The following is a 25,789-nucleotide window of genomic DNA, read 5'->3' on the forward strand; positions in this document are numbered from 1 at the left end:
AATATGAGAGTTCTTATTACTGGTGGTGGGGGCATGGTTGGCAGGAATCTCCAAGACTACTTAGCATCTAAGGGTTATGAGATTTTTGTGCCAAATAGCAAGGAGCTTGATCTTTGTAATTACACTGATGTAGAAGAGTACTTGCAGGTAGTTAAACCAGATTTTGTAATTCATGCAGCAGGAAAAGTTGGCGGTATACAGGCTAACATGAGAGAACCAGTCGAGTTTCTAATGAAGAATCTTGATATGGGGAGGAATATTGTATGGGCGTCTAAGTCTGTGGGTGTGAGACGTCTTATAAATTTAGGGAGCTCATGCATGTATCCGCGCGGTTACAACAGTCCACTGCGTGAGGATCAAGTCTTAAGCGGGGAGCTAGAACCCACAAATGAAGGGTATGCTCTCGCCAAAGTAGTAGTTTCGCGTCTTTGTGGCTATATAAGTGCACAAAGTCCTGACTATCAATACAAAACAATAATCCCATGTAATTTATATGGGCAGTATGATAAATTTGACCCTGCACACTCGCACTTAATCCCAGCGATAATTCATAAGGTTTATCAGGCTAAAATTAATAATGAGCCAACTGTGGAAATTTGGGGTGATGGTACGGCTCGTCGTGAATTTATGTTTGCCGGTGATCTGGCTGATTGTTTGGTTGAGGCCGTCGTTAGATTCGAAACCCTACCTGCTTTGATGAACGTGGGCTTGGGCTATGATTATACGATAAATGAATATTACCAAGCGGTTGCTGATGTAATGGATTATAAGGGTTCATTTCATCATGATCTAACTAAGCCAGTTGGTATGGCTCGTAAATTGGTTAGTGTCGAAAAGCAGGTGTCTTGGGGCTGGCAGCCCAAGCATGATCTTAAATCTGGCATTGAGAAAACTTTCAAATTTTATTTGCAGGAGATGGTTGATGAGCTATAAATTTCCGTTGGCAACTGCTACTTGGGGGCAGGAAGAAATTGATGTGATGCAAAAAGTAATTGCATCTGGGATGTTTACCATGGGTGCGCATGTTAAAGAATTTGAACGTGTTTTTTCTGAGTACGTTGGTAGTAAGTATTGTGTAATGGTAAATTCCGGCTCGTCTGCTAATTTACTTATGGTTGGTGCGTTATTCTATTCAAAAAATCCTGACTATAAACTCCAGCGTGGTGATGAGGTAATCGTTCCCGCTGTTTCGTGGAGCACAACATACTATCCACTCTATCAGTACGGCTTAAAAATTAAATTTGTAGATATCGATCTTGATACACTCAATTTTGATTTGGAGCAGCTCGAATCTGCTATAACTGATAAGACAAGACTTATTTTTGCAGTGAACCTATTGGGTAATCCGAATGATTATGCGGAAATTAATAGAATCATTGGTGATCGCAATATTACACTCATGGAAGATAACTGTGAATCCATGGGTGCTGAGTTTAATGGTAAGCAAGCAGGTACTTTTGGCGTAATGGGGAGCTATAGCTCATTTTTTAGCCATCACATCTCAACTATGGAAGGTGGTTTGATCGTTACGGACGATGAAGAGCTATATCATATTCTTCTATCTTTACGTGCGCATGGGTGGACAAGAAATCTTCCAAGGGAGAATCATGTTTGCGGTACAAAAAGCGATGATCCTTTTGAGGAGTCATTTCGTTTTGTTTTGCCAGGATACAACGTTAGGCCTCTTGAACTCGAGGGGGCGCTTGGTGTAGAACAAGTGAAGCGCTTGCCTGCTATTATTAGGGAGCGGCAGAAAAATGGTAAGCTATTGCAAAGTGCTTTATCGAATCATCCTGATATAATCATTCAGAAGGAAATTGGTACGAGCAGCTGGTTCGGTTTTAGTCTGGTCATTCGCCCTGGTAGCAGGCTTACTCGCAAAGAATTACTTGCAAAGCTTAACGCCCTTGGTTTCGAATGTCGCCCTATAGTGGCAGGAAACTTTGCAAAGAATGAAGTTGTCAAATACTTTGACTCTGAAGTTCATGGCGATTTGAAGAATGCCAATCATATTGACCAGTATGGCTTATTTATTGGCAATCACCACTATCCGATGCCTGAGGCATTTGAAGTGTTGAAAGATATTTAATCACTTATGTCTTTTATAGTTAAAATAGCTTCGGGTGATAGTTTTTCGCTTCCGCCTGGCGAGCCAATTTTATCTGGAGCCAAGAATTCTGGAATTACACTGCCATACAGCTGTAATGCAGGAAGATGTCTGTCTTGCAAGTGTCGGGTAGTGAGTGGTGCCACTCAGGCTTTGCATCCTGAGTTGAATCTTTCCGAGCAAGAGAAAAGCGATGGCTGGATTCTGACGTGTGTGCGATCTGCTATCTCAGACATCGAATTGGATGTTGAGAGTTTATCGTGCGGTATATTTCCAGATTCAAAAACTTTTCCATGTAAGATAGATAAAATGGAAGTGGTTGCACCTGATATTTTGAAGGTGCAGCTCCGATTGCCATCAAGTGCAAATTTCAATTTTATCCCTGGGCAATACGTTGATGTCATTGGTCCCTCTGGTGTTCGGCGTAGTTACTCATTCGCCTCCGCGGATTTTGTCAGTAGGCAAGTTGAGCTTCATATTCGTAATGTGAAGGGGGGTGTTATGAGTGACTATTGGTTTAGAAAAGCCAAAATAGGTGATCTGCTGCGGATCCATGGTCCGCTTGGAACATTCTCTCTGCGAGATATTCAAGATGTGGATTTATTATTTTTGGCTACAGGAACCGGTATCGCACCAGTGAAGAGTATGGTCGATTCCGTACTGTCGAACATCGAGCGGTTACCCAAGTCTATTACAGTGCTATGGGGAAACAGGGCGCAATGTGATTTTTACATGGATATGAGCAGGGCATCAGATTTGTACCGGTATGTTCCGGTGTTGTCTCAGTTTGATGATTCCTGGTCTGGCGAGCGTGGTTACGTTCAGGATGTAGCTATGCGCTTGTTGCATGACGTACAGAATGTTTGTGTTTACGCATGTGGCTCTCCTGCAATGATTAATAGTGCAAAACACCAACTGATGGACTCAGGGCTGGCACCCAAAAGATTTTTCTCTGATGCTTTTGTATGTTCAGCTAACTAAATTTATGAGTAAGGATGGTTGAAATGAAGGCAGTTATTCTGGCTGGTGGACTTGGTACCCGTTTGAGTGAAGAGACAGCTGTGCGTCCAAAGCCCATGGTCGAAATTGGTGGTAAGCCTATTTTATGGCACATCATGAAAATGTACTCTGCCCATGGTATTAATGATTTTATTGTATGCTGTGGCTATAAGGGCTACGTCATCAAAGAATACTTTGCCAACTACTTTCTACACATGTCGGACGTAACCTTCGATATGCAGGCCAATACCATGCATGTGCATGAAAAGCGCGCCGAGCCATGGAAGGTCACTTTGGTGGATACCGGCGATGATTCCATGACGGGTGGCCGCCTGGGCCGCGTTGCGGACTATGTCAAAGATGAAGAAGCGTTCTGCTTTACCTACGGCGATGGTGTAAGCGATATCGATATTGCAGCAACCATCGAGTTTCACAAAAAGCACGGTAAGACGGCCACCCTGACGGCTACCTTCCCGCCGGGCCGTTTTGGCGCGCTTGATATTCAGCAAGGCCAGGTACTTAGTTTCAAGGAAAAGCCGAAAGGTGATGGCGCCATGATTAATGGCGGCTTCTTTGTGCTGTCGCCCAAAGTACTAAAGCACCTGAATGGCGACCAAACTGTCTGGGAGCAAGAGCCGCTGATGAATCTGGCTGCAGAAGGCGAGTTGATGGCCTACGAGCATCACGGCTTCTGGCAACCGATGGATACCCTGCGTGACAAGCATTTGCTGGAAGAGCTGTGGGCTACTGGTAAGGCACCGTGGAAGAAGTGGGATTAACATGACGCCGCAGCAAACCAACCCGGCATTCTGGCAGAACAAGCGTGTGCTGGTTACCGGCCATACCGGTTTCAAAGGCAGCTGGCTTTCCCTGTGGCTGCAGTCCATGGGGGCCAACGTGTGCGGCTTGGCACTGACGCCGCCTACCAGCCCGGCGTTGTTCGATATTGCCGGCGTTGCCGAGCACATGGCGCATCACGTTGTCGATATCCGCGATTACGAACAAGTGCACGCGGTGATGGCCGGTTTTCAGCCGGAAATCATTTTCCATATGGCGGCGCAGCCCTTGGTGCGCCTGTCGTACCAGCAGCCTGTGGAAACCTACGCTACCAACGTGATGGGTACCGTGCATGTTCTGGAAGCCGCCCGGCATGTCGGCTCGGTAAAAGCGATTGTCAACATCACCACCGACAAGTGCTACGAAAACCGGGAATGGGCATGGGGTTATCGCGAAGACGAGCCGATGGGCGGCCACGATCCTTACTCCAATAGTAAAGGTTGTGTTGAGCTGGTAAGCAGTGCTTACCGCAAGTCGTTCTTGCAACAAGCCGGTATTGCCATGGCAACCGTGCGTGCCGGCAACGTGATCGGCGGCGGTGACTGGGCACTCGACCGCCTGGTGCCCGATATTCTGCGTGCCCTGCAAAATGGGCAGCCGGTGGCTATCCGCAACCCGCATGCCATTCGCCCCTGGCAGCATGTGCTGGAGCCGCTTTCCGGTTACTTGTTGCTGGCCGAGCGCCTGTACCAGCACGGGCAGCAGGACGCCGAAGGCTGGAACTTTGGCCCGCGCGATGAAGATGCCCAACCGGTACAATGGATAGTTGAAAAGCTGTGCGAAGCATGGGGCAACCATGCTACATGGACTTTGCAAGCGGGCGACCATCCGCATGAGGCCAACTACCTGAAGCTGGACATTTCCAAAGCCCGCCAGCGTTTGAGCTGGACGCCGCGCTGGCCGTTGCAAACGGCACTTCAGCACATTGCCGAGTGGCATAAAGCCTGGCTGGATGGCCAGGATATGCGCGCTATGTGCCTTAAACAAATTAACCTGTATCAGACACGGCTATGACAACTTCTCCTATTCAGTTCCAACCGCAGCTGGACAAGCTGCGCGATCAGATCAACGATCTGGTGCAACAGTATGCAGACATCGCATATGCGCCCAAACCGTTTGTGCCAGGCCAAAGTGCCGTGCCGGTGTCCGGCAAGGTAATTGGCGCCAAAGAGCTGCAACTGATGGTGCAGGCATCGCTGGATGGCTGGCTGACAACCGGCCGCTTCAACGAACAGTTCGAAGCGCGTCTCGCCCAGTTCCTGGGGGTGAAGTACCTGATTACCGTCAACTCCGGCTCTTCGGCCAACCTGGTCGCGTTTTCCACGCTGACCAGCGCCAAGCTTGGCGACCGTGCCATCAAGCAGGGCGACGAAGTGATTGGTGTTGCCGCTGGCTTCCCCACTACAGTCAACCCTATCCTGCAGTTTGGCGCTGTACCGGTATTTGTCGATGTGGATCTGGCTACGCACAATATTGATGCCAGCAAGATTGAAGCCGCCATCACCCCGAAAACCAAAGCTATCATGCTGGCGCATAGCTTGGGTAACCCGTTCAATCTGGACGTGGTCACCGCACTGTGCAAAAAGTACAACCTGTGGCTGGTTGAAGACTGTTGTGATGCGCTGGGCGCTACCTATAACGGTCAGCTGGTGGGTACCTTCGGCGATATCGCTACCCTCAGTTTCTACCCGGCGCACCATATCACCATGGGTGAGGGCGGTGCAGTGTTCACCAACAATGCCGAACTGAAGCAGATTGCGGAATCTTTCCGCGACTGGGGCCGTGACTGCTACTGCCCGCCAGGCAAAGACAACACCTGCGATAAGCGTTTCTGCTGGACCAAGAAAGAGCTCGGTGGCGATCTGCCGGATGGCTACGATCACAAGTACACCTACAGCCACCTCGGTTACAACCTGAAGATTTCCGACATGCAGGCTGCTTGTGCCCTGGCACAGATGGACCGCGTCGATGAGTTCATCGCCAAGCGCCGTGCCAACTTTGCCTACCTGAAAAACCGTCTGCAAAGCTGTGCCGAGTTCCTGCATCTGCCCGAAGCCACGCCCAACTCCGAGCCGTCCTGGTTCGGTTTCCCGCTGGTTGTGAAGGAAAGCAGCGGCATTAAACGTGCCGACCTGATCAATTACCTGGAAGAAGGCAAGATCGGTACCCGCTTGCTGTTTGCCGGCAACCTCACCAAGCAGCCCTACATGGCTGGCCGCAACTTCCGCGTTAGCGGTGATCTCACCAATACCGACGTGGTGATGAACCAGACATTCTGGCTGGGTACCTTCCCGGCGCTGGGCGAGCCGCAGCTGGATTACATTGCGGACAGAATCGAAGAGTTCTTTGGCATCAACTTTTAAAGGAATGCGTATGCTGGCTAAAGATCAGTCATTTCAACCTGCACGCTTGCGTAAGACTGTTATTGAAATGGCATACGCAGGTTCGACAGTTCATATCGGGTGTGCATTTTCAATCATAGAAATATTAGCAGTGCTGTATCGGAAGTTCCTGCGCTATCCAGATAATGATCCACGCTCACCGTCACGTGATTACATGGTGCTAAGTAAGGGGCATGGCGTTATGGCGCAGTATGCATGTATGAGAGAACTGGGCTGGTTAGATGAAAGTAAGCACATTACTGGTTATTTTAGTAATGGCAGTGAACTAAAAGGCTTATCCGACTCACGATTCCCCGGTCTCGAAGTGACGTCTGGATCCTTGGGACATGGTTTCTCTGTTGGTGTTGGTTTGGCGATGGGTATCAAACGGCTGAATACCGATCAGAAAGTTTATGTTCTCGTCGGTGATGGTGAGTTGAATGAAGGGCCAATCTGGGAAGGAATGCTTGTTGCTGCTCATCATAACCTAGATAATTTTATGGTCATTGTTGATCAAAATGGCTTCCAAGCAATGGGGACAACAGCGGACGTATTGTCGCTTGGCAATCTCAAAGCTAAATTTGACAGTTTTGGTTTTGATGTCATTGAAGTCGATGGACACGACGAAGGTGAGATAGATAATGCGGTAAAGTCGCTCTGGCATAATACAAGCCGAAAGCCTAAAGCTATCATTGCAAATACTGTCAAGGGTAAGGGTGTCAGCTTTATGGAGTCGAATAATCGATGGCATTACACTAGACTGGATAAGCATAGTTTCGATAATGCGATTGCTGAATTGTCAAAATCTGGAGTGATGCAGTGAGAGATTCTTTTTCCGATGCCCTGGTTGATATTGCACTAGCAGACCCGAAGGTATTGTTGATAACCGGTGATCATGGATATGCATTGTTTGATTCATTTCGCAGTAAATGCCCAGGTCAGTATATAAACGCAGGCATAGCGGAACAAAACATGATCGGTCTTGCCGCAGGTTTGGCTAAAGTAGGTTTTCGTCCTTTTGTGTATGGTTTGGCTGCCTTTGTACCTGTTCGTACGTTGGAACAAATAAAGCTTGATATCGCGCATGATAACCTGCCAGTAGTTTTGTTAGGAGATGGTGCGGGATTTGTTTATAGTCACTTAGGGACTAGTCACCAGTCCCTTGAAGATATTGCATGCACAAGAGCGATTCCTAATTTAGATATTCTTTCGCCCGCAGACAAGTTCGAAATGGAAGCGTGCATGATGAAAGCATACAATTCATCGGGTTCAGTTTATTTACGGATGGGGAAATCTGATCGTGGCGTCATTCATGCAGGCAATGTTGAAATAACTGATTTCGGTCATTTACTGCAGATCAGAAGTGGGAATAGTACCAAACCTGCAATTATAGCAACAGGGTCGATGCTAAAAATAGCCAGTATCATTGGCGATAAATTAAACCTGTCTGTGTGGAGCGCACCCTCAATTAAACCGATTGACGTAGAGCAAGTGTGCCATATTGCTAGCATGCATAAAAGCATGATTACAATGGAAGAGCACTCCATATATGGGGGATTAGGCTCACTGATCGCCGAAATAACAAGTGAGAGTTGCCCCGTTCACATTTTGCGTATTGCCTCCGCTGATAGATTTTCAGAGCATTGTGGCTCGTATGAGTATCTTCTGGAAGAGCATGAGTTAGATCTAATCTCTGTTGAGAGAAAAGTAAACGCATTCATTTGCAAGGTGACCTAGTGTGCATAACGATCGTGTTATTTTTCCGATATCTGAAGAGGATCAGCAGTATATATACGATGGGTTGCCTGAAGCCACATGGAGAAGCTTATCGGGCTCGAGAATATTTATTACGGGTGGTACCGGCTTTGTTGGGAAGTGGTTAGTCTTATCGATTCTCCTCATTAGTCGAAAGTTGAGTCTTGGCGTAAAAATAACCTTACTCAGCCGAAATCCCGATGGTGCGATACGTGATTTGCCTTTTTTGGCTGATGCGGCGGAAGTTGATTGGGTTAAGGGCGATGTTCGGAATTTCTCTTATCCACATGGTCACTATGATTTCGTTATTCACGCAGCAACGGACGTTGCGGCAAATGTGTCTCCCGAAGAAATTATAGATACATGTATTAGTGGCACAAAGCATGTCCTTAAGTTTACCGAAGCAGTGAGTGCTAAAGCGTTTCTGAATGTAAGCTCAGGTGCCGTATATGGAAATCAGGCGTGCGAAGTTGAAAAAGTGAGCGAATGTTACCTAGGAGCACCCAACTCGCTTTTGGAGAGTTCGGCATATGGTGAAGGTAAGCGTGTATCCGAGTGGCTGGTTTCTTCATTTGGTAGACGCAGTGCTACCAGAGTGTGCTCTGCTCGCTGCTTTGCTTTTGTTGGACCTTATCTGCCACTGGATAAGCAATTCGCCATAGGAAACTTTCTTGCAGCTGCCATGAATCAGCAAGGAATTTTTATCCGAGGAGATGGAACACCATTGCGAAGCTATATGTATTCGGCTGACATGGCAGTTTGGTTGTGGGCGATCTTACTCAATGGAAAACCGGGTGCGGCATATAACGTGGGGTCCGAAGAAGCAATTTCCATTCGCGATCTAGCTTATCGAATTTGTACTGTTCTTAGCTTGCCACCAAGAGTGACTATCAATCAAAAAGCTATACCAGGGGTTTCGCCAGAGCGGTACATCCCTAGTACTATAAATGCACGATCTGATCTAGGAGTAAATCATCCAATATCTCTTGATGAGGCAATAATAAGAACGGTGGCATGGCACAGTAAAGCATGAATTTAGCTTTATAATCCGTCTTTCTTGGAATAAAGTAATCTTGTTTTGCTAATTTTATATTAAGCATATTTATCAAGAAATTTTTAAAGTGGCATGTTAATTTCATTATTGGGCCGTGTGCTTCAGTTCATTATTGCTTTTGCTTCAGTGCGAATAATGACACAGCTGTTATCGCCAGCGCAAATGGGCGTTTTTGCGCTGATCACTACAGCAACCTCATTTTTCGCTTTATTTTTTATTAACCCCGTTGGTATGTTTTTTAATAGAAGACTTCATGCATGGTTAAGCGGAGGATATGCAAAACAGAGATTCAGTTTGTATGTGGTCTATATGCTGGGTGTTTCATGCTTTGCTGCCATTCTGATTAGCATTTGTCACGTTATTGGTGTTTTTATTGGGGGTATTTCTCTTTTTTGGTTTGTAATTTTGGTCTGCGGGTCCTTGATATTCAATACGGCTATACAAACTCTTGTGCCATCTCTCAATATGATAGATAGGCATGGTGCATTTGCAGTTTTGAACTTGGCTGTTCTTTTGCTAGGGCTTTTTATTTCGGTGTTTTTTTCAGCGTTCATAAGGCCTACAGCAGAAATGTGGTTGCTGGGAACCCTTTTGTCGCAAGTTGTATGCTCTGCAGTAGCCTATAAAATTTTCTTTGGAAAGGTTGTGACGAATAGCTCTATTCCTTTGTGGGTTAATTCCAGCCAGTTTGAGCATGTCACTAGGTTTTGTTGGCCAATAGCTATTGCTGTTTTGTTGCAATGGCTGCATATGCAAGGTTACCGTTTTTTCTTGGCAGATAGCTTTGGTATTGCACAGCTGGGCTTATACTCGGCTGGCTATGGTATTGCATCGTCACTCATGTCTGCGGCCGAAACAATATTTACAACGTGGTTTCAACCCCAGTTTTATAAAGATGTTAATGCTGCATGTTCTACGCAGCGAAACCGTGCTTGGGCTAGGTATGCCGAAGTTATGATCCCGTCGTCGCTGTTATTTCTTAGTGCACTGATTGCGGCCTCTCCCGCTTTACCGCGTCTCATGCTTGGCTCTGCGTTTCATGATGTCGGACAATTTATAGTACTGGGTGCTTTGGCTGAGTGGACACGTGTCATGGTGGGTATCGTCAGTCTTAATGCACACAGGCATATGACTACAAAATTGCTGATCGCACCTAATGCAATCGGTGCCGCAGGTGCGTATATTGTGCTTTTCGCTTTGCTCAATAATTTCGGAATAGTGGCGGCCCCTGTCGCGGTATTTGTTGGTGGTGTCGCTGTTTTTCTTTATATGTATAAGATTGCTTATGCTGGTGATGTTAATGCCAAACTCGAAATGTCAAAGTTGGCCTTGATGTCATTTTTCTTAACGCTATCAACGGCACTGTTCCTGTGGTTGCAAAGCAGTATTATTGCTCAGCCTGATTTCTTTGCGTCCTTATTGGTCTGCATTGGTATCGGTGCTGTCTGGGCTACTGTAGGTTGGTATTTCTTAAAATCTGTCTTGATTGATAAAGTGCGGCTGAAATGAAAATTCTCTTGGTTTGTATGGAATATGATTATGGCGACCCTGCACGAGGCCGTTCGTACGAATATTTCAACTTTTATGATAGTTTAATTGCCAAGCATGAAGTAGTCCTTTTCGATTACATGCAGAATTTGAAACAGCATGGCAAGAATGAAATGAATCGTTTACTGGTTCAGCAAGCCCGGGAACAAGCATTTGATGTCGCAATATTCTCACCCTACACCGACCAGCTGGATCCTGCAGCAGTACAAGATGTGCGTGCATACACACGTACGCTGTGTTTTTTCCATGATGACAACTGGCGTCAGGATTTTGTCCGGTTTTGGGCGCCTCAATTTGATTACTTCACTTCATCTGACTACACCTGTCATGTCAAATATAAGAAGCTAGGCTTGTCCCATGTGATTCACTTTCCATTTGGCGCAAATGACCGCTTATACAAGCCAGTGTCGACAGAAAAAAAGTATGATGTTTCGTTTGTCGGAGGCTGGAACCCTACTCGTGAATGGCTGATCGACCGTCTGAAAAAGGCTGGTATCAACGTACACGTTGCTGGATTTGGTTGGCCAGGCGGTATCGTCGCTCATGAAGATATGGTGCGTATCTTTAGTGAATCACGTATCAACCTGAATCTGACAAATTCACGTTGCTGGGATATAAGAATGCTGGCTTCCAGGCCAATAAATGGTCTGCGTCAACTTCGCTCACCCAAAAGTATCGAGCAGATCAAAGCACGCCACTTCGAGATTAATGCTTGTGGGTCTTTTCAGCTATCTTACTATGTTGAGGGCATCGAGCGTGCTTATCAAATAGGTGATGAGATAGCTGTTTATGCAGACCCAGATGATATGGTTGCTAAAGTTCACTATTATCTGGAGCATGCCGATCTGCGAGAAAACATTGCCAAAGCTGGCTACGATCGTACGGTAAATGAGCATACCTTTGCGCGGCGTTTTGATTTCGTGTTCAGTGAAATGGGACTAGCTGCCGATAATGGGGATATTTCGTGAGCAATCAGGCTATCTTCATTGACCCATCCAGTGAGCACTTTCTGGATGACAAGCTTTTTGATACAGATAACGCTTCCCTGAACAGGGATGGTACGCTGTTGCCTTTTTCCGCATTGCGTAAGCACTACGAGGCCCAGGGTATTCCTGTACACACTGCAGATAAACTGCGTGATGGCAGTAAAAAGCATGCTATTAACCATTACTGGTCGTTAGGCCTGCTGGAAAGCTATAAGGTTTTTCTGAATGATAGCAGTGTAAGATTGCGTGGGTTCATCTTACTTGAACCACCACTTGTTCAGCCTGAGATGTATGAGGCGCTGCCCGAACTTACTACGGCGTTCGAAAATGTTTTCGTACATAATGCGCATGGCGATGGTTACTCATTAACGGATGTTGATACGAACAGGCTATGTAAGATATTCTGGCCACAACCCTACGGTGATGTTCTTCCCGAATTCTGGGCTAACAAAAATCGCTTGAATAAGCTGGTTGTAATCGCTGGTAGTCATAATCCTGGCAATCGTAAACCCGAGTTTTACAGTGAGCGAATCAAAGCCATTTCAGCTTTATCAGCGTATGATGGCGTAGATTTGTTTGGACGCGGCTGGGAGCGTTGGTGGGGCGGGCATGCCCGTTGGTGGCCATACTGGCGCCATTTCATGGCTATCCAGTCTTCTTTTCGAGGTTCATGCACGTCTAAATGGCCAACATTAAGCCAATACAGATTTAGTTTGTGTTTTGAAAACATGCCTATGTCTGGCTATGTGACCGAAAAAATATTTGACTGTCTCTATGCTGGCACGGTGCCTGTGTATTGGGGCGCTCCCGATATTGACACACTATTACCCGCGGATGCCTTTGTCGATATGCGCCGCTTTAATAGTTATGATGAGATGTACCACTTTGTCACTGCCATGAGTGATGACGATTGGCAAGGTATGAGAGAAGCAGGCCGTAGATTCTTGCAGGAAAAGGGTGCTGCTGTTTATCGTGATAGCCTGTTAAACGTGATAGATTTGTAATGGTCGCTCAAAATAACGCTAGTATGACACCCCGCGTACAGATATTCATCCTTGCGCGTGATCGCATGGATTTTTGTCGTGAGACTGTGGCTTCAGCAATAGCACAGCAGTATGAAAATTTTGAAGTGATCGTTTCTGATAATTCGGTTAGCGAGACTGTTTCACAAATGCTTGCCAACGAATTTCCTACTGTGCGGGTAATTCGGCGTATGCCCAATTTGCCAGCATTGCAGCATTTCAATACGCTTATTGCCGAGGCAACTGAGCCCTTGCTGGTATTATTTCACGACGATGATATTTTAGAGCCGGACTATCTAAGCCAGATGGTTTCGCAGTTTGTGGCTTACCCCGATATAACTGCGGTGGGCTGCAACGCTCGTATCATGCGCGGCACCAAGCTGACCAGACAGCCTTTTATGGGGAGTTTTTCCGGCAGGAAATTGCTGCACATGCCTTATGACCTGTTAGAGCCGTATCTTTCATTAAGCACGATAAGCCCTGCGCCTTTTCCTGGCTATATGTACCGCACGGCCATGATACAGGGCCTGACCCTAGATGCCGCGAAGGGGGGGAAGCATGCTGATGTTTCTTTTCTGAGTAGTGTGCTGGCGCGTGGGCCGATGCTATGGATTGATGCTTGTCTGATGCAATACCGTTTTCATGGCAATAATGACAGTAGTCAGGAGTCTATTCCTAACAGGCTTAGTTGGTTGCGGCATATTTATGCCACTGCTGGTGTGCATCCGAAATCCCAAGCTGTGAGAGATTATAAGTTTTTATACTGGTCGAAGTGGTACTCGCAACTTGCCTCTGTTGATATAAGAGATGATGTGCAGTATTTGCAGCATGAATGGCGAAAAAAAGTCATATTATATTTTATTGCTTTTAGTTTCGTGCGCCTTTTTTGCACACGAATGGTGTTTTGGGGGAGATTGGCTCGAGTATTAAAGGCGCGTTTTTTTTACTGATTCGTCCATATATAGAGCTGTAGTGATATTTCGAAGCTTTTTTCGTTTTTGGGGTTCTATGCGAAACCTTAATTTTTCTAGTAGGATCTTCTTGTTGGGATGTGCCGCACTTCCTTTCTTTAATGATTTTCCACTGTTGCGATTTATAACGCCAAGTTTTTTAGATTTGTCTCTTCCTTTTTTTATTTTGGCAGTTATATGTTTGCTATCAGAAAGTGCTTTCTTTGGACGGGCTATTTTTATTGATAAGAACTCATTGAAGTTTTTATTGATTATCTTGCTAACAATTTTTGCAAGTTTGATTGTGAATAATCATAAATCTTCTGTGGTCTGCGGTGTCGATGAGTGTGGTGGGGAGCGGATGTTTAAGACACTTGCTGCTGATGTTATTAAGTTTTCACTTATCCCTTTCTTGGTTTATTTTATAAATAAAGTTGGAATGGAGAGGGTGGCTATTTATGTGAGGCGAGGTTTTTATATATCTTGTGCATATGTGTTCGTTGAGTTGTTGCTTTCTTTTATTCCTTCATTGATTGGTTTTGGCAGACTTGAACTTATGAATTCAATCGATGCCATTTTTCATGCTCGTATCAATGACTGGGGGCCAATGCGAACGCGAGGGTTATCCTTTGAGCCCGGTTATCAGGGAGCGTATCTTATTTTCTGTTTGCCTTTTATTTTTTCTGATGCGCGTGATAAATCCCGAATAAGAAATTTGTGTCTTTGGTTTATTAGTCTTGTTACTACAGGCGCTCCTGGAGCTTTTTTTGCTACATTGGTTTTTTTTGTTTCATTTGATTTTCAAACTAGAAAATCCAGCCTTATTAAAGCTGTTGTTGTTTTCTTGGGCTTGCTATTTTCCGTGCTATTGTTTTCAAGAATGTTAGGCTTGTCTGATTTCATAAGTACAATAACTAGGACTGGGTCATGGGTAGCATCAATATCTGCAATTTCAGACAATGTACTTTGGGGTGTAGGTCCAGGTATGTCAGGGTACTGGTTAGTTAATTACTATCCTGATTTCTTTTATAACTCTCCTGAGGCCGGTGGTTGGTGGCAGTCTGGTATTGACTATATGAATGCACCCACATTTTCTTCTTCTTTTAATTTTATGCTTAATTATGGACTGGTTTCAATAGTCGCTATTTCAGTATTTTTTTACATCGCTGGTTATTGGAGAAATATTTTTGCTAGTAACTTTGGAAAGGCTGCATTTCTTTCTTTTTTTGTTGTTAGTTTCACTATAACGAGTTATCAAGTCTTAGCTTACCTGCTTTTTATAAGCGTTGTTTTATGTAATGGATGGATGTGTCTTGATAGAATTGGGTGCAGGTATACATCTCGCTCAATATGATTTGATATCATACTTTATTTTTTCACCCAGGATAAGAAGTATCGTTCTGGTTTTGGTGCGTTATCGTTAATTTATCTAAAATGATATATATATTGCTTGCAAATGGCGCATCTGTAATACCGCAGTTTGTGCCATACATTCCACAGCTTATTTTGCTGCTGTGGGCTTTCTTTGTGTTTGTTACCTATCGTCATAGGGTTGCTTTACCACTCTATGGTATAGTGTGTTTTTTGTTTGTGCTGTCCTTTGCCGCATTCTTGTATGGTGAGTACGATGAAGGCTATCGCTTCTTGAAGCTTTTCTTTAATTGTCTTGTTGCCATGCTTTTAGCTACTGGCATTTGCCAGCGTTATGAGGAAAACTTTTCTGAGGCTTATTCCGAAGCTGTGCTTTTATTTACGGTGCTAGGAATTATAGGCTTGATATTGACTAGCTTTAGTTCATGGAGTGCTGTTTCTTCTATTGGCGATCGCGTATACCATACTAATTTTCTGACTACTTGGCTGATGGATGGCGATTTTGACTCTAGTCACACGTTATTCTCCCCTTTCCCATATCGTCTTCAGTCGATGTTTGATGAGCCAGGGACATACGGTATGCTGCTTGTACCTGCTTTCTTTTATTTTTTCTTTTCATCGAGATTTTTAGGAGCGGCCATTTTGCTTATGGGCGTTTTTTTATCTGAAAGTGCAAATGCATGGGTGCTATGTGTGCTTGTTATGATATTGAAGGCTATTCAGCTGGATCGTATAAAAGCTAAAGTTTTTCTTGGTATCATGATGCTTCTAGTTACGACGGTTTTCTGGTCTGTATTTATACAACTTTATGAAATCAAGACTGGCATAGACGCTGCTTATGTTCATAATAGTTCAGTGGGCGTTCGCTCTGATGAGTATGCTTATGTATTTAATTCGTGGGCGTACCATGTTTTGCCATTTGATGATATGAAAGTTGAGAGTCGGTTTCCTGATGGGATATCGGTATCTTATATCAATTGGTACGTAAAATCTGGATTTGGTTTTTTGATTGTGCTTTGTCTTGTTTTTTGGCGTTTTTGCATGAAGCTGATGGTGAATTTTAAAACAGGAACTCACGATGGTTGGTTTCCTATAGTGCTGGGGGCTACTTTGTTACTGTCCGGTTTTCAGCGTAGTTCATTTCTTGATAATATACTATTCATGACGCTGACCTTTTGGGCCATTTTTTATAGTGATATTAACAAGCGGGCTAAGTTAGTATATGAATCAGCTTAGTGTCAGTGTCGTCATCCCTTGCTTTAATGCTTTGAACACGTTGAAGCGAAGCCTGGTATCGATCACCATGCAAACAGCATTGCCTCTTGAGGTTATTCTGGTTGATGATGGTAGTGATACCCCTATCGAGCCACTTCTTCGCGATGTCATTGGTACGATGCCTTTCCCCGTTCGTGTGCTTAGGCAAATGAACCGTGGTGCACCTGCTGCTCGTAATGCGGGCATCAAGCTGGCGAATGGGAAGTACATTGCATTTCTTGATGCCGATGATGTCTGGCTGCCAGAAAAGCTTCAGGTACAGTTTGACATCATGGAGCGAGAGGGTTTAATACTCACAGGCCATGGCTATGCATTTGATGCTAATACTTTGCCATGTGAGGGTTCTACTGATAGTACAGGCGTACAGGTGCGCCAGATTAATAAATGGCGCTTTGCTTACGGGAACCCCTTTTTTACGCCTACGGTGATGGTGCGAAAAGACCAGTTTACCGGTTTTGATGAGCGTTTTCGGCGTGTGGATGACTATAAGGCATGGCTGGAGCACTTTCAGCCATCTGGTTATGCCTGTATTGACCTGACATTGGCTGCGGGCTTTAAGCCTGCGATAGGGCATTCCGGTTTGACTGCATCTTTTGATCTTATGCACGAGGGCTATGTAGATGTGCTGCGTACCTTGCGTAATGAAGGGCAGATCGGCTGGCTTTTCTACGGTGCAGCATGGCTGTGTGAGGCCATAAAATTTCCGGTGCGAAAGCATAAAGCGCGATTGGTAAAATAATGAAAAAGCCCCTAGTTAGTCTTTCTGTTGTGAGCCATGGTCAAGCCCGTCTGGTCAAATTGTTGGTGGCTGATTTAAAGCGCCTTGCCTTGGCAGATGTCGAGTTGATTATTACGGTTAATCTGCCTGAGGATGAGACCTTTTACAAAGACACCGGCTACCCGACCGTTATTGTGCGAAATGCTGTGCCGAAGGGCTTTGGCGAAAACCACAATGCTGCACTTTTGCATTCTTCCGGATCATTTTTTGCAGTCGTTAATCCTGATGTCAGGCTTACCCAGCTTGATTTGTCTTTATTGTTGCAGCCTATGCATGATAGGAAGGTTGGCGCTGTCGCCCCTGTGATACTGAATGCTGCCGGTAGCGTTGAGGATAGTGTCCGTCGTTTTCCTACGGTAAGCGGCCTATTTCGCCGGGTGGTATTTAAAGAGACGAAGCCCGGTTATTCCTGGGGTAATGACACTATTGCGGTGGATTGGGCTGCAGGGATGTTTGTTATTTTTCGACGTGAGGCGTTTGTTCAGGTTTCCGGCTTTGATGATAAACGCTTTTTCATGTACTTTGAAGATGTCGACATCTGTGCCCGATTATGGAAAGCTGGCTGGAAAGTACTTCTCCAGCCTCAGGTAAGTGTCATTCATGATGCTCAGCGTGCTAGCCACAGAAGTTTCAAGCACATGAAGTGGCATCTCTCTAGTGCTGTTAGGTACTTGACCGGTATTTAGCGTCTTTTATATACCCAACCGAGCGTGTGATTCGAATATTTTAGGTTCTATAGCGTTGAGTAAGAATAATTTGCCTAGCTTGCTTTCAGAACAGGACTTTGTCGCTGCATGCAGTGCATTACCGCTGGTTTCTATCGACCTGATGCTGACGTACCGTACCCAGGATAGTGAGGTTTTGCTATTGGGCATGAGAAATAATCGCCCTGCGCGTGATTTCTGGTTTTCACCAGGTGGGCGTATTCGCAAAAATGAGGGCATTCAGCTGGCAATGCAGCGTATTGCTAGCGAGGAACTTGGTATGCCGTTGTCTTGGCTATCGCGCGCTACCTTATTGGGTGCTTGGGATCATTTTTATGATGACAGTGCTTTTTCGGATGCAGTTTCTACGCATTATGTAAATTTGGCCTACCGCGTGCCTGTTTCCAGAGAGGAGATAGGTTTGCTCTGCCCACCCTGTGGCGCGTTGGAGCAGCACAGTGCATGGAAGTGGTTCCCGCTTGATGTGGCCAGCTCCGACGAATCTGTGCACGAGAATGTACGCGTAGTGGCGTCTCTTATGCAGGTACGGTGTGATGAAGCGAGGTAACCATTTAGCAAGGTTAGCTCTCCAAAAATCGCCCCTTGGGGCGATTTTTTTATGCCAGTTTTTTGATGTAAGCCGCCACGCCACCTAGCAGCATTTCGATGGAGATGGCGGTCAGCACCAGACCCATCAGGCGTTCCAGGGCGGTGATGGCCTGTTCGCCAAGGGCGCGGTGGATTTTGCCGGAGAACAGGAAGACCAGCAGCGTTACCAGCATGGTGAGGGTGAGGGCGCCTATCCACTCCAGCATGCGTTCCGGTTCGCGGGTGGACATCAGCAGCACGGTGGCCATGGCGGAGGGGCCGGCGATCAGCGGTACGGCAATCGGAACGATGAAAGGCTCGCCGTGCATTTTGTCGCCGCCAAACATGCTGCCTTCGCCGGGGAAGATCATCTTGATGGCGATCAGGAACAGGATGACGCCGCCAGCGACGCGCAGGCTTTCGTCTGTGAGGTGCATCAGCTCGAGGAAGCCTTTGCCAAAGAACATGAAGGTGAGCAGTACCGCAAAGGCGATAAAGCATTCGCGGAAGACTACGCGGCGGCGGCGTTCCGGCTTCACCTGCTTGAGGGCAGAAATGAAGAGGGGAATGTTACCCAGCGGATCGGTAATCAGGATCAGCAGGATGGTGGCAGACAGGAAAGAGGTATCCATAGCTTTTACAGTATGCGGTATCCGGTAAAAAACAAAGTCTGGGCTAGCGTTGCCGGCAGCAGTCATCGTCGAGGCTGATCGCCGGCAAGGGTTGGCCGCAGGCAGTAAGAAAGGCCTTGCGCAGAGCGTAAGGCCTTTTTGGTATGTGCGTGCCATGTGTTGCACTACTGGCAGGGCGTGATTATGTCACGCCCTGTTTTCTATGGCAGCGGGTGTGTCCGTTTACTGACCGCTTGTGTCGTCTTTTTCCTTGCGGTTAGAACCTTCTACCAGTGTGAAGGCGTAAACGCGGCATTCCAGTGCGCCGTTGTACAGCATGGGGCGGCTGTCTGCGGCCAGGCGCATCAGGCTGGGCAGGCGGGTGTCTGCCGTCATCAGGTGGGCGGTCCAGCCGGCAAACTGGCGCTTGAGCCAGGTGGCCAGCTGCGGGTACAGCTCGGCCAGGCTGTCTTGTTCGTCCAGGCGGATACCGTACGGCGGGTTGCACACGATCAGGCCTTGCTTGGCGGGTGCGGCCAACTCGGTGGCGTCGCCCACGCTCAGGGTAACGAGCTCGGCCAGGCCGGTGCGTTCCAGGTTGCGGCGGGTGATGTCTACCATGTGGGCGGCGCGGTCGTTACCGTACAGCGGCAGGGTAGCCAGTTTACGGCTGGCCAGTTCTGCGTCGTTCTTGATGCTGTGCCATAGCAGATCGTTGTGGTTTTTCAGCAGTTCGAAGGCAAAGCCACGGTCGCGGCCAGGGGCGCGGTTCAGGGCGATGTCGGCGGCCTCTACCAGGAAGGTACCGCTACCGCACATCGGGTCCAGCAGTGGCTGGGTGCCGTTGTAGCCGGCCAGCAGCAGGATGCCGGCTGCCAGGTTTTCGCGCAGCGGGGCTTCGCCTGTTTCGTCGCGCCAGCCGCGTTTGAACAGCGCTTCGCCGCTGGTATCCAGGTAGATCTGCACGTCAAAGCCGGACAGGAACACACGGATGCGCATGTCCGGGGTGCGGGTATCTACGCTGGGGCGCTCGCCGCCCAGGTCGCGGAAGCGGTCGCAGATTGCGTCTTTCACGATCAGCGATACGTAGTCGATGCTCTTCAGGCGGGCATGGCCATCGGTCTTTACCTTGATGGTGCAGCCCACATCAAACAGCTCTGGCCAGTTAATGCCCTTGGCTAGGGTGTAGATGTCGCGCTCTTCGCGGAAGGTGCCCATGGCCAGCTGCATCAGCAGGCGGCTGGCGGTACGCGAGTGCAGGTTCACGCGCATCATCACTTCTTGCGTGCCGGTAAAGGCCACGCCACCGTCGGTAAGTTGCAGCTCGGTGCCGCCTTGCAGGGCAATTTCTTCGCCCAGCAGTTTTTCCAGGCCACGCGGGCAGCTGGCAAACAGGGCGAATTCGCCGTCTTTCAGCGTACGTGGCTGGGCTTTGACGAAGGGCGTGCGGCCAACCTTGTCGCCACCGCCTTGCTTGCCAAAACCTTGGCCTGGTTCACGGGCTTCGCCTTTGCCAAACAGCGTGCGGGCGGGGGCCGCATCACGCTGGAAGCCGCCTTCGCGACGCTCGCCGCCAAAGCGTGGTTTGTCGAAGCTGCGCTCTTCGCGCTGGAAGCCGCCTTCACGGCGCTCACCGCCAAAGTGCGGTTTGTCGAAGCTGCGCTCTTCGCGCTGGAAGCCGCCTTCGCGACGCTCGCCGCCAAAGCGTGGTTTGTCGAAGCTACGCTCTTCGCGCTGGAAGCCGCCTTCGCGACGCTCGCCGCCAAAGCGTGGTTTGTCGAAGCTGCGCTCTTCGCGCTGGAAGCCACTTTCGCGGCGTGGTTCGTCGCTACGTGGCGTCGCCGGGGTGTCGATGTCGCTGACGCGCTTCAGGAAGCTGGTACGCACCGGGCCGCCAGCCGGTTTGTTTTCTACCGGTGCCTGCTCGTTGTCGCGTGGTTCTGGTGCCACGTAGTCGGGGTGGGCTTTGCCGCCACGGCCCGCTACGCGGTCACGGGTGTAGGTTTTTTGCGGGCGCTCTGCGGGTGCGGCTTCCGGAGCCGGGGCGTAATCTTCCGGCTTGACCGAAAACAGTGTGCGCGGCTTGTCCAGCCCGTGTTCGCCACGTGGCTGGTGATCGTTGGGTTGCTCGCGGCGGAAATCGCCTTCGCGTTTGAAGCCGCTGTCGCGATTGCCTTCGAAGCGTGGTTTGTCGAAGCTGCGTTGTTCGCCGCGTGGCTGGAACTCGCCATCGCGCTTGAAGCCGCCTTCGCGGTTTTCACGGCTACCTTCGAAGCGTGGCTTGTCGCCGCCGAAACGCGGTTTGTCGAAGCTGCGTTCGCCACGTGGCTGGAACTCGCCGTCGCGTTTGAAGCCGCCTTCACGGTTTTCACGGTTACCTTCGAAGCGTGGCTTGTCGCCGCCGAAACGCGGTTTGTCGAAGCTGCGCTGTTCGCCGCGTGGCTGGAACTCGCCGTCGCGCTTGAAGCCGCCTTCGCGGTTGTCGCGGTTACCTTCGAAGCGGGGCTTGTCGCCGCCGAAACGTGGTTTGTCGAAGCTGCGCTGTTCGCCGCGTGGCTGGAACTCGCCGTCGCGTTTGAAGCCGCCTTCACGGTTTTCACGGTTACCTTCGAAGCGTGGCTTGTCGCCGCCGAAACGCGGTTTGTCGAAGCTGCGCTGTTCGCCGCGTGGCTGGAACTCGCCGTCGCGTTTGAAGCCGCCTTCGCGGTTGTCGCGGTTACCTTCAAAGCGGGGCTTGTCGCCGCCGAAACGTGGTTTGTCGAAGCTGCGCTGTTCGCCGCGTGGCTGGAACTCGCCGTCGCGCTTGAAGCCGCCTTCACGGTTGTCGCGATTGCCTTCAAAGCGGGGCTTGTCGCCGCCAAAGCGCGGTTTGTCGAAGCTGCGCTGTTCGCCGCGTGGCTGGAACTCGCCGTCGCGCTTGAAGCCGCCTTCGCGGTTGTCGCGGTTACCTTCAAAGCGGGGCTTGTCGCCGCCGAAACGCGGTTTGTCGAAGCTGCGTTCGCCGCGCGGCTGGAACTCGCCATCTCGCTTGAAGCCGCCTTCGCGGTTGTCGCGATTGCCTTCAAAGCGGGGCTTGTCGCCGCCGAAACGCGGTTTGTCGAAGCTGCGTTCGCCACGTGGCTGGGCATCACCGTCACGACGATGCTCGCCGCCGAAGCGTGGTTTGTCGAAACCACGGCTGTCGTTGCCAAAGCGCGGGTTGTTGCCGGTCTGGCCTGCTGGCGGAGCGTTATTCCCGGCAGGTGGTGCGTTGCGCTCGGCAAAAGATGTGGGCTGACGGCGTTGCGCGGCGCGCTGGCGGGAACGGAATGTGGACATCGTGCGGTAATCCTTTGAAATCAATCCACCATTCTAGCCTATTCGGGGCTTGCCTGCTTGGTACTCCCCGCGCTTTGGTTTAACATGGCCGGTTCGATTTTGAGTGGCTAAGCCGTGTCTACGCTAGAAACCCAGTTTGGCAGCCGCCTGGTGGCGTGGCAGCGCCTGTATGGCCGCCACGGCCTGCCGTGGCAGGTGAGCGATGCCTATCGTGTGTGGCTGTCCGAGATCATGCTGCAGCAAACGCAGGTCAGCACCGTGCTGGGCTATTACCCGCGCTTTCTGGCGCGTTTCCCCGACCTGGCCACCTTGGCCGCAGCGCCGGTGGACGACGTGCTGGCACTGTGGAGTGGCCTGGGCTACTACACCCGGGCGCGCAACCTGCACAAGGCCGCGCAGATGGTGATGCACGATTTTGGTGGCGAGTTTCCGCGGCAGCGCCAGGATATCGAACGCCTGCCCGGCGTGGGGCGCTCTACTGCTGCCGCCATTGCGGCGTTTGCTTTTGGCCAGCGCGAAACCATTCTGGATGGCAATGTCAAACGCGTGCTGACGCGTTGCTTTGGTGTAGAAGGCTACCCCGGCGACAAGCCAGTAGAGGCGCAGCTGTGGCAGCTGGCCGAGCGGCTTACTCCCGCCAGCCGTGCCGATATGGTGCCGTATACCCAGGGGCTGATGGATCTAGGCGCTACCGTGTGTACGCGCAGCAAGCCTGCCTGTACCGCCTGCCCGATGCTGGATGGCTGTGTGGCGGCCAACAGTGGCCGTACTGCCGAGCTGCCGCAGCGCAAGCCGAAAAAAGCCGTGCCCGAGCGCGAGACGGTGATGCTGATCGCCCTGCACCAGGGCAGTGTGCTGCTGCAGCGCCGCCCGTCGGTAGGTATCTGGGGTGGGCTGCTCAGCCTGCCGGAGTTCGATAGCACGCTGGCGGTAGATGGCTGGCTGGCGGCCAACGCCGTGGGCGACCTGTTGCCCGCGTGGCCCGAGCTGGTGCACGTGTTTACCCATTTCCGGCTCACCATCACGCCGCAGCCGGTACAGCTGCAGCAGAGGTTGGCCGATAGCTGTCATGAGGACAGCTGGCAGTGGCTGCCGCTGGCCGACGCGCTGGATGCCGGCGTGCCGGCGCCGGTGCGCAAGCTGCTATTGCAAGCCCTGGCGATTACCCCCTAAACCCTGTCGCGGCGTGGCCGCATGGTGAGCTGAAAGATGGTTTCCGTAGTACGTTCCGTAGCCGATACTCTGGCCGATGCCGCCGACCCGGCCGTATGGCTGGCCCAGCTGTCGGCCGCGCTGACCGACGCCGAGCGCGCCATGCTGCAGCGTGCGTTTGATGCTGCGCGCGTCATGTACGCCGGCAAAACGCTGCCGCATACCGGTGAAGATGTGTTCAGCCATGCGGTGGCTGCCGCCGCCATCGTGGCCGACCTGAACCTGCTGCCGGACGCCATTGCCGCCACCTTGCTGTTTGCTGCGCCCGATTACCGCGAAGACTGGCAGGAGTGGCTGCCCAATACCTTCAACCGCACCGTGCTGACGCTGGTAGATGGCGGCAACCGTGTGCGCCGCCTCACCGAGCTGGCGCGGCTGGACCGCCTGGCCACACCGGAAGACCGCGCCCGCCAGGCCGAAACCATGCGCAAGATGCTGCTGGCCATGGTGGCCGATATCCGCGTGGTGCTGATCAAGCTGGCGTGGCGCACACAAACCATGCACTACCTGTCGCAGGTGGCCGAGGGCGGCCTGCGCCGCCAGATTGCGCAGGAAACACTGGAGCTGTTTGCGCCGCTGGCCAACCGCCTGGGCGTATGGCAGATCAAGTGGGAGCTGGAAGACCTGGGCTTTCGCCATACCGAGCCGGACAACTACAAGAAAATCGCCAAGCTGCTGGACGAGCGCCGGCTGGAGCGCATCGACTATATCGAACGCTTGCTGGATACCCTGCGTGGCGAGCTGAAAGGCGCTGGCATCAAGGGCGATGTGGCCGGCCGGCCCAAGCACATCTATTCCATCTGGAAGAAGATGAAGAAAAAGAAGCTCGATTTTTCCGAGCTGTACGATATCCGTGCCGTGCGCATTCTGGTGGAGCGCCTGCAGGATTGCTACACCGTGCTGGGCTTGATTCACAGCATGTGGCAGCCGATACCCGGCGAGTTTGACGACTACATCAGCAACCCCAAGGCCAACGATTACCGCAGCCTGCACACCGCCGTTATCGGCCCGGAAGGGCGCGGCGTGGAGGTACAGATCCGCACCTTCGAGATGCACGAGCACGCCGAATTCGGCGTAGCCGCGCACTGGCGCTACAAGGAAGGCGGCAAGGGCGACGCACAGTACGAGGAGAAAATCTCCTGGCTGCGCCAGCTGCTGGACTGGCGCGAGGAAATGTCGGACTCCGACCGCAGCGACCTGGCCGACGCCTTCAAGACCGAGCTGTTCTCCGACACCATCTACGTGCTGACGCCGCAGGGCCGCGTGCTGGATTTGCCTTCGGGCGCCACCGCCATCGACTTTGCCTACAGCCTGCATACCGACCTGGGCCACCGTTGCCGCGGTGCCAAGGTAGAAGGCCATATCGTGCCGCTGTCCACGCCGCTGCAAAACGGCCAGCGCGTGGAAATCCTCACCGCGAAAGAGGGCGGCCCGTCGGTGAACTGGTTGCACGAAGGCTGGGTGAAGAGCCACCGTGCCATCAGCAAGATCCGCCAGTACGTGCGCCAGCAAAACGCCGACGTGGTGCGTGAAACCGGCCGCCAGCTGTTCGAGCGCGAGTTGTCGCGCCACCAGCACGTGCAGCCCAGCCTGGCGCAGATTGCCGACAAGCTGGGTTACTCGCGCATGGACGAGCTGTACGCCGCGCTGGGCCACGGCGAGCTGGGTACCCGCGCCATCAGCAACGCCATCGAGAGCTTTGCGCCGCAGCAGCCGCTGGAGGTGGCGCCGGAAGACCTGGTGCGCCGCAGCCGTGGTGGCCACGATTCGGGTGGCGTGCTGATCGAGGGCGTGGGCAACCTGATGACCATCCTGGCCAAGTGCTGCAAGCCGGCGCCGCCTGATAGCGTGGCCGGTTTTGTTACCCGCGGCCGCGGTATCTCGATACACCGCAGCAACTGCATTACGCTTAAGCGCCTGTCGGCCGACGCGCCGGAGCGGCTGATTGCGGCTGACTGGGGCGACCAGAAAAACGGCGTGTTCCCGATCGACCTGGAAATCCACGCCAGCGACCGCCCCGGCCTGCTGCGCGATATTTCCGACGTGTTCTCGCGCGAAAAGCTGAACGTAATCGGTGTGAACACCCTGTCGCGGGCGCAAAAAGCCAAGCTGCGCTTTACCGTAGAGGTGCGGCAGGTGCGCGATATCAGCCGCGTGCTGGCGCACATCATGGAAGTACGCGGCGTGCACGAGGCGCGGCGCGTGTAAGCGGCGTGCGGCCAACCCTGGCCGCGCCGCGTGTTCTCGTCGGCAGCCTGCCTGCCGGCGCCAGGCCCGGGATGGGCCTGCAATC

22 protein-coding genes are annotated in these 25,789 nt (G+C 50.7%); 20 read left to right on the forward strand and 2 right to left on the reverse strand.

Features of this window, described 5'->3' with window-relative positions; all coding sequences use genetic code 11:
* Positions 1 to 3: 3 nt before the first annotated feature.
* From LCH97_RS15630 to LCH97_RS15715, 18 genes are all read left to right on the forward strand, one after another.
* Positions 4 to 933, forward strand: coding sequence for a GDP-L-fucose synthase (locus LCH97_RS15630; RefSeq protein WP_227302480.1), 930 nt, complete (start codon positions 4 to 6; stop codon positions 931 to 933).
* Positions 923 to 2,089 carry a DegT/DnrJ/EryC1/StrS aminotransferase family protein gene (locus tag LCH97_RS15635; protein ID WP_227302481.1) on the forward strand — a complete coding sequence of 389 codons (1,167 nt, stop codon included), beginning with the start codon at positions 923 to 925 and terminating at the stop codon, positions 2,087 to 2,089. Before LCH97_RS15630 ends, LCH97_RS15635 begins: the two co-directional genes overlap by 11 nt.
* A gap of 6 nt (positions 2,090 to 2,095) precedes the next feature.
* Positions 2,096 to 3,088 (forward strand): FAD-binding oxidoreductase, encoded by a 993-nt coding sequence (locus tag LCH97_RS15640; protein ID WP_227302482.1) that lies wholly within the window; start codon positions 2,096 to 2,098, stop codon positions 3,086 to 3,088.
* Between the two features lie 23 nt (positions 3,089 to 3,111).
* Positions 3,112 to 3,885, forward strand: coding sequence for a glucose-1-phosphate cytidylyltransferase (gene rfbF / locus LCH97_RS15645; protein WP_227302483.1), 774 nt, complete (start codon positions 3,112 to 3,114; stop codon positions 3,883 to 3,885).
* A 1-nt stretch (position 3,886) separates the two neighbouring features.
* Complete coding sequence (gene rfbG, locus LCH97_RS15650; RefSeq protein ID WP_227302484.1) at positions 3,887 to 4,957, forward strand: CDP-glucose 4,6-dehydratase; 1,071 nt, start codon at positions 3,887 to 3,889, stop codon at positions 4,955 to 4,957.
* Complete coding sequence (rfbH, locus tag LCH97_RS15655) at positions 4,954 to 6,306, forward strand: lipopolysaccharide biosynthesis protein RfbH (protein WP_227302485.1); 1,353 nt, start codon at positions 4,954 to 4,956, stop codon at positions 6,304 to 6,306. Before rfbG ends, rfbH begins: the two co-directional genes overlap by 4 nt.
* Positions 6,307 to 6,316: 10 nt before the next feature.
* Positions 6,317 to 7,147, forward strand: a complete 831-nt coding sequence (locus tag LCH97_RS15660; protein ID WP_227302486.1) for a transketolase — start codon at positions 6,317 to 6,319, stop codon at positions 7,145 to 7,147.
* The gene (locus LCH97_RS15665; RefSeq protein WP_227302487.1) at positions 7,144 to 8,061 is read left to right on the forward strand and encodes a transketolase family protein; all 918 of its coding nucleotides are present in this window, start codon (positions 7,144 to 7,146) and stop codon (positions 8,059 to 8,061) included. The genes LCH97_RS15660 and LCH97_RS15665 overlap by 4 nt, the downstream gene beginning before the upstream one ends.
* A 1-nt stretch (position 8,062) precedes the next feature.
* Positions 8,063 to 9,112 (forward strand): NAD(P)-dependent oxidoreductase, encoded by a 1,050-nt coding sequence (locus tag LCH97_RS15670; protein ID WP_227302488.1) that lies wholly within the window; start codon positions 8,063 to 8,065, stop codon positions 9,110 to 9,112.
* A gap of 156 nt (positions 9,113 to 9,268) precedes the next feature.
* Positions 9,269 to 10,642, forward strand: coding sequence for a lipopolysaccharide biosynthesis protein (locus tag LCH97_RS15675; RefSeq protein ID WP_227302489.1), 1,374 nt, complete (start codon positions 9,269 to 9,271; stop codon positions 10,640 to 10,642).
* Complete coding sequence (locus tag LCH97_RS15680; protein ID WP_227302490.1) at positions 10,639 to 11,649, forward strand: glycosyltransferase; 1,011 nt, start codon at positions 10,639 to 10,641, stop codon at positions 11,647 to 11,649. Before LCH97_RS15675 ends, LCH97_RS15680 begins: the two co-directional genes overlap by 4 nt.
* The gene (locus LCH97_RS15685; protein ID WP_227302491.1) at positions 11,646 to 12,671 is read left to right on the forward strand and encodes a glycosyltransferase family 10 domain-containing protein; all 1,026 of its coding nucleotides are present in this window, start codon (positions 11,646 to 11,648) and stop codon (positions 12,669 to 12,671) included. The genes LCH97_RS15680 and LCH97_RS15685 overlap by 4 nt, the downstream gene beginning before the upstream one ends.
* Before the next feature lie 23 nt (positions 12,672 to 12,694).
* The gene (locus LCH97_RS15690) at positions 12,695 to 13,639 is read left to right on the forward strand and encodes a glycosyltransferase family A protein (protein ID WP_227302492.1); all 945 of its coding nucleotides are present in this window, start codon (positions 12,695 to 12,697) and stop codon (positions 13,637 to 13,639) included.
* A 94-nt stretch (positions 13,640 to 13,733) separates the two neighbouring features.
* Positions 13,734 to 14,993, forward strand: coding sequence for a hypothetical protein (locus LCH97_RS15695; protein WP_227302493.1), 1,260 nt, complete (start codon positions 13,734 to 13,736; stop codon positions 14,991 to 14,993).
* 92 nt (positions 14,994 to 15,085) lie between these two features.
* On the forward strand, positions 15,086 to 16,246 hold the full coding sequence (locus tag LCH97_RS15700; protein WP_227302494.1) for a hypothetical protein: 1,161 nt from the start codon (positions 15,086 to 15,088) through the stop codon (positions 16,244 to 16,246).
* Positions 16,233 to 17,024 carry a glycosyltransferase family A protein gene (locus tag LCH97_RS15705; RefSeq protein ID WP_227302495.1) on the forward strand — a complete coding sequence of 264 codons (792 nt, stop codon included), beginning with the start codon at positions 16,233 to 16,235 and terminating at the stop codon, positions 17,022 to 17,024. Before LCH97_RS15700 ends, LCH97_RS15705 begins: the two co-directional genes overlap by 14 nt.
* Positions 17,024 to 17,749 carry a glycosyltransferase gene (locus tag LCH97_RS15710; protein ID WP_227302496.1) on the forward strand — a complete coding sequence of 242 codons (726 nt, stop codon included), beginning with the start codon at positions 17,024 to 17,026 and terminating at the stop codon, positions 17,747 to 17,749. The genes LCH97_RS15705 and LCH97_RS15710 overlap by 1 nt, the downstream gene beginning before the upstream one ends.
* Positions 17,750 to 17,804: 55 nt before the next feature.
* On the forward strand, positions 17,805 to 18,335 hold the full coding sequence (locus LCH97_RS15715) for an NUDIX domain-containing protein (protein ID WP_227302497.1): 531 nt from the start codon (positions 17,805 to 17,807) through the stop codon (positions 18,333 to 18,335).
* A gap of 49 nt (positions 18,336 to 18,384) precedes the next feature.
* Here the strand turns inward: LCH97_RS15715 and LCH97_RS15720 are convergent, their stop codons facing one another.
* Entirely contained in the window at positions 18,385 to 18,987 is a 603-nt protein-coding gene (locus LCH97_RS15720) for a MarC family protein (protein WP_017510384.1), read from the reverse strand.
* A 222-nt stretch (positions 18,988 to 19,209) separates the two neighbouring features.
* Complete coding sequence (locus tag LCH97_RS15725; RefSeq protein WP_227302498.1) at positions 19,210 to 22,284, reverse strand: THUMP domain-containing protein; 3,075 nt, start codon at positions 22,282 to 22,284, stop codon at positions 19,210 to 19,212.
* A 114-nt stretch (positions 22,285 to 22,398) separates the two neighbouring features.
* Here LCH97_RS15725 and mutY point away from each other — a divergent pair, with 114 nt between their 5' ends.
* Together mutY and LCH97_RS15735 are read left to right on the forward strand one after the other, a co-directional pair.
* A complete protein-coding gene (gene mutY, locus LCH97_RS15730) occupies positions 22,399 to 23,457 on the forward strand; it encodes an A/G-specific adenine glycosylase (protein WP_227302499.1) in 1,059 nt (352 codons plus the stop codon).
* A 36-nt stretch (positions 23,458 to 23,493) separates the two neighbouring features.
* Entirely contained in the window at positions 23,494 to 25,704 is a 2,211-nt protein-coding gene (locus LCH97_RS15735) for a bifunctional (p)ppGpp synthetase/guanosine-3',5'-bis(diphosphate) 3'-pyrophosphohydrolase (protein WP_227302500.1), read from the forward strand.
* Positions 25,705 to 25,789 lie beyond the last annotated feature (85 nt).

Source organism: Vogesella sp. XCS3 (assembly GCF_020616155.1).
GTDB lineage: Bacteria > Pseudomonadota > Gammaproteobacteria > Burkholderiales > Chromobacteriaceae > Vogesella.

Excerpts from the sequence above, each read along its gene's own strand:
- LCH97_RS15630 (WP_227302480.1), top strand. The coding sequence starts at position 4 with ATGAGAGTTCTTATTACTGGTGGTGGGGGCATGGTTGGCAGGAATCTC.
- LCH97_RS15635 (WP_227302481.1), top strand. The coding sequence starts at position 923 with ATGAGCTATAAATTTCCGTTGGCAACTGCTACTTGGGGGCAGGAAGAA.
- LCH97_RS15640 (WP_227302482.1), top strand. The coding sequence starts at position 2,096 with ATGTCTTTTATAGTTAAAATAGCTTCGGGTGATAGTTTTTCGCTTCCG.
- rfbF (WP_227302483.1), top strand. The coding sequence starts at position 3,112 with ATGAAGGCAGTTATTCTGGCTGGTGGACTTGGTACCCGTTTGAGTGAA.
- rfbG (WP_227302484.1), top strand. The coding sequence starts at position 3,887 with ATGACGCCGCAGCAAACCAACCCGGCATTCTGGCAGAACAAGCGTGTG.
- rfbH (WP_227302485.1), top strand. The coding sequence starts at position 4,954 with ATGACAACTTCTCCTATTCAGTTCCAACCGCAGCTGGACAAGCTGCGC.
- LCH97_RS15660 (WP_227302486.1), top strand. The coding sequence starts at position 6,317 with ATGCTGGCTAAAGATCAGTCATTTCAACCTGCACGCTTGCGTAAGACT.
- LCH97_RS15675 (WP_227302489.1), top strand. The coding sequence starts at position 9,269 with ATGACACAGCTGTTATCGCCAGCGCAAATGGGCGTTTTTGCGCTGATC.
- LCH97_RS15680 (WP_227302490.1), top strand. The coding sequence starts at position 10,639 with ATGAAAATTCTCTTGGTTTGTATGGAATATGATTATGGCGACCCTGCA.
- LCH97_RS15690 (WP_227302492.1), top strand. The coding sequence starts at position 12,695 with ATGACACCCCGCGTACAGATATTCATCCTTGCGCGTGATCGCATGGAT.
- LCH97_RS15705 (WP_227302495.1), top strand. The coding sequence starts at position 16,233 with ATGAATCAGCTTAGTGTCAGTGTCGTCATCCCTTGCTTTAATGCTTTG.
- LCH97_RS15710 (WP_227302496.1), top strand. The coding sequence starts at position 17,024 with ATGAAAAAGCCCCTAGTTAGTCTTTCTGTTGTGAGCCATGGTCAAGCC.
- LCH97_RS15720 (WP_017510384.1), bottom strand. The coding sequence starts at position 18,987 with ATGGATACCTCTTTCCTGTCTGCCACCATCCTGCTGATCCTGATTACC.
- LCH97_RS15725 (WP_227302498.1), bottom strand. The coding sequence starts at position 22,284 with ATGTCCACATTCCGTTCCCGCCAGCGCGCCGCGCAACGCCGTCAGCCC.
- LCH97_RS15735 (WP_227302500.1), top strand. The coding sequence starts at position 23,494 with ATGGTTTCCGTAGTACGTTCCGTAGCCGATACTCTGGCCGATGCCGCC.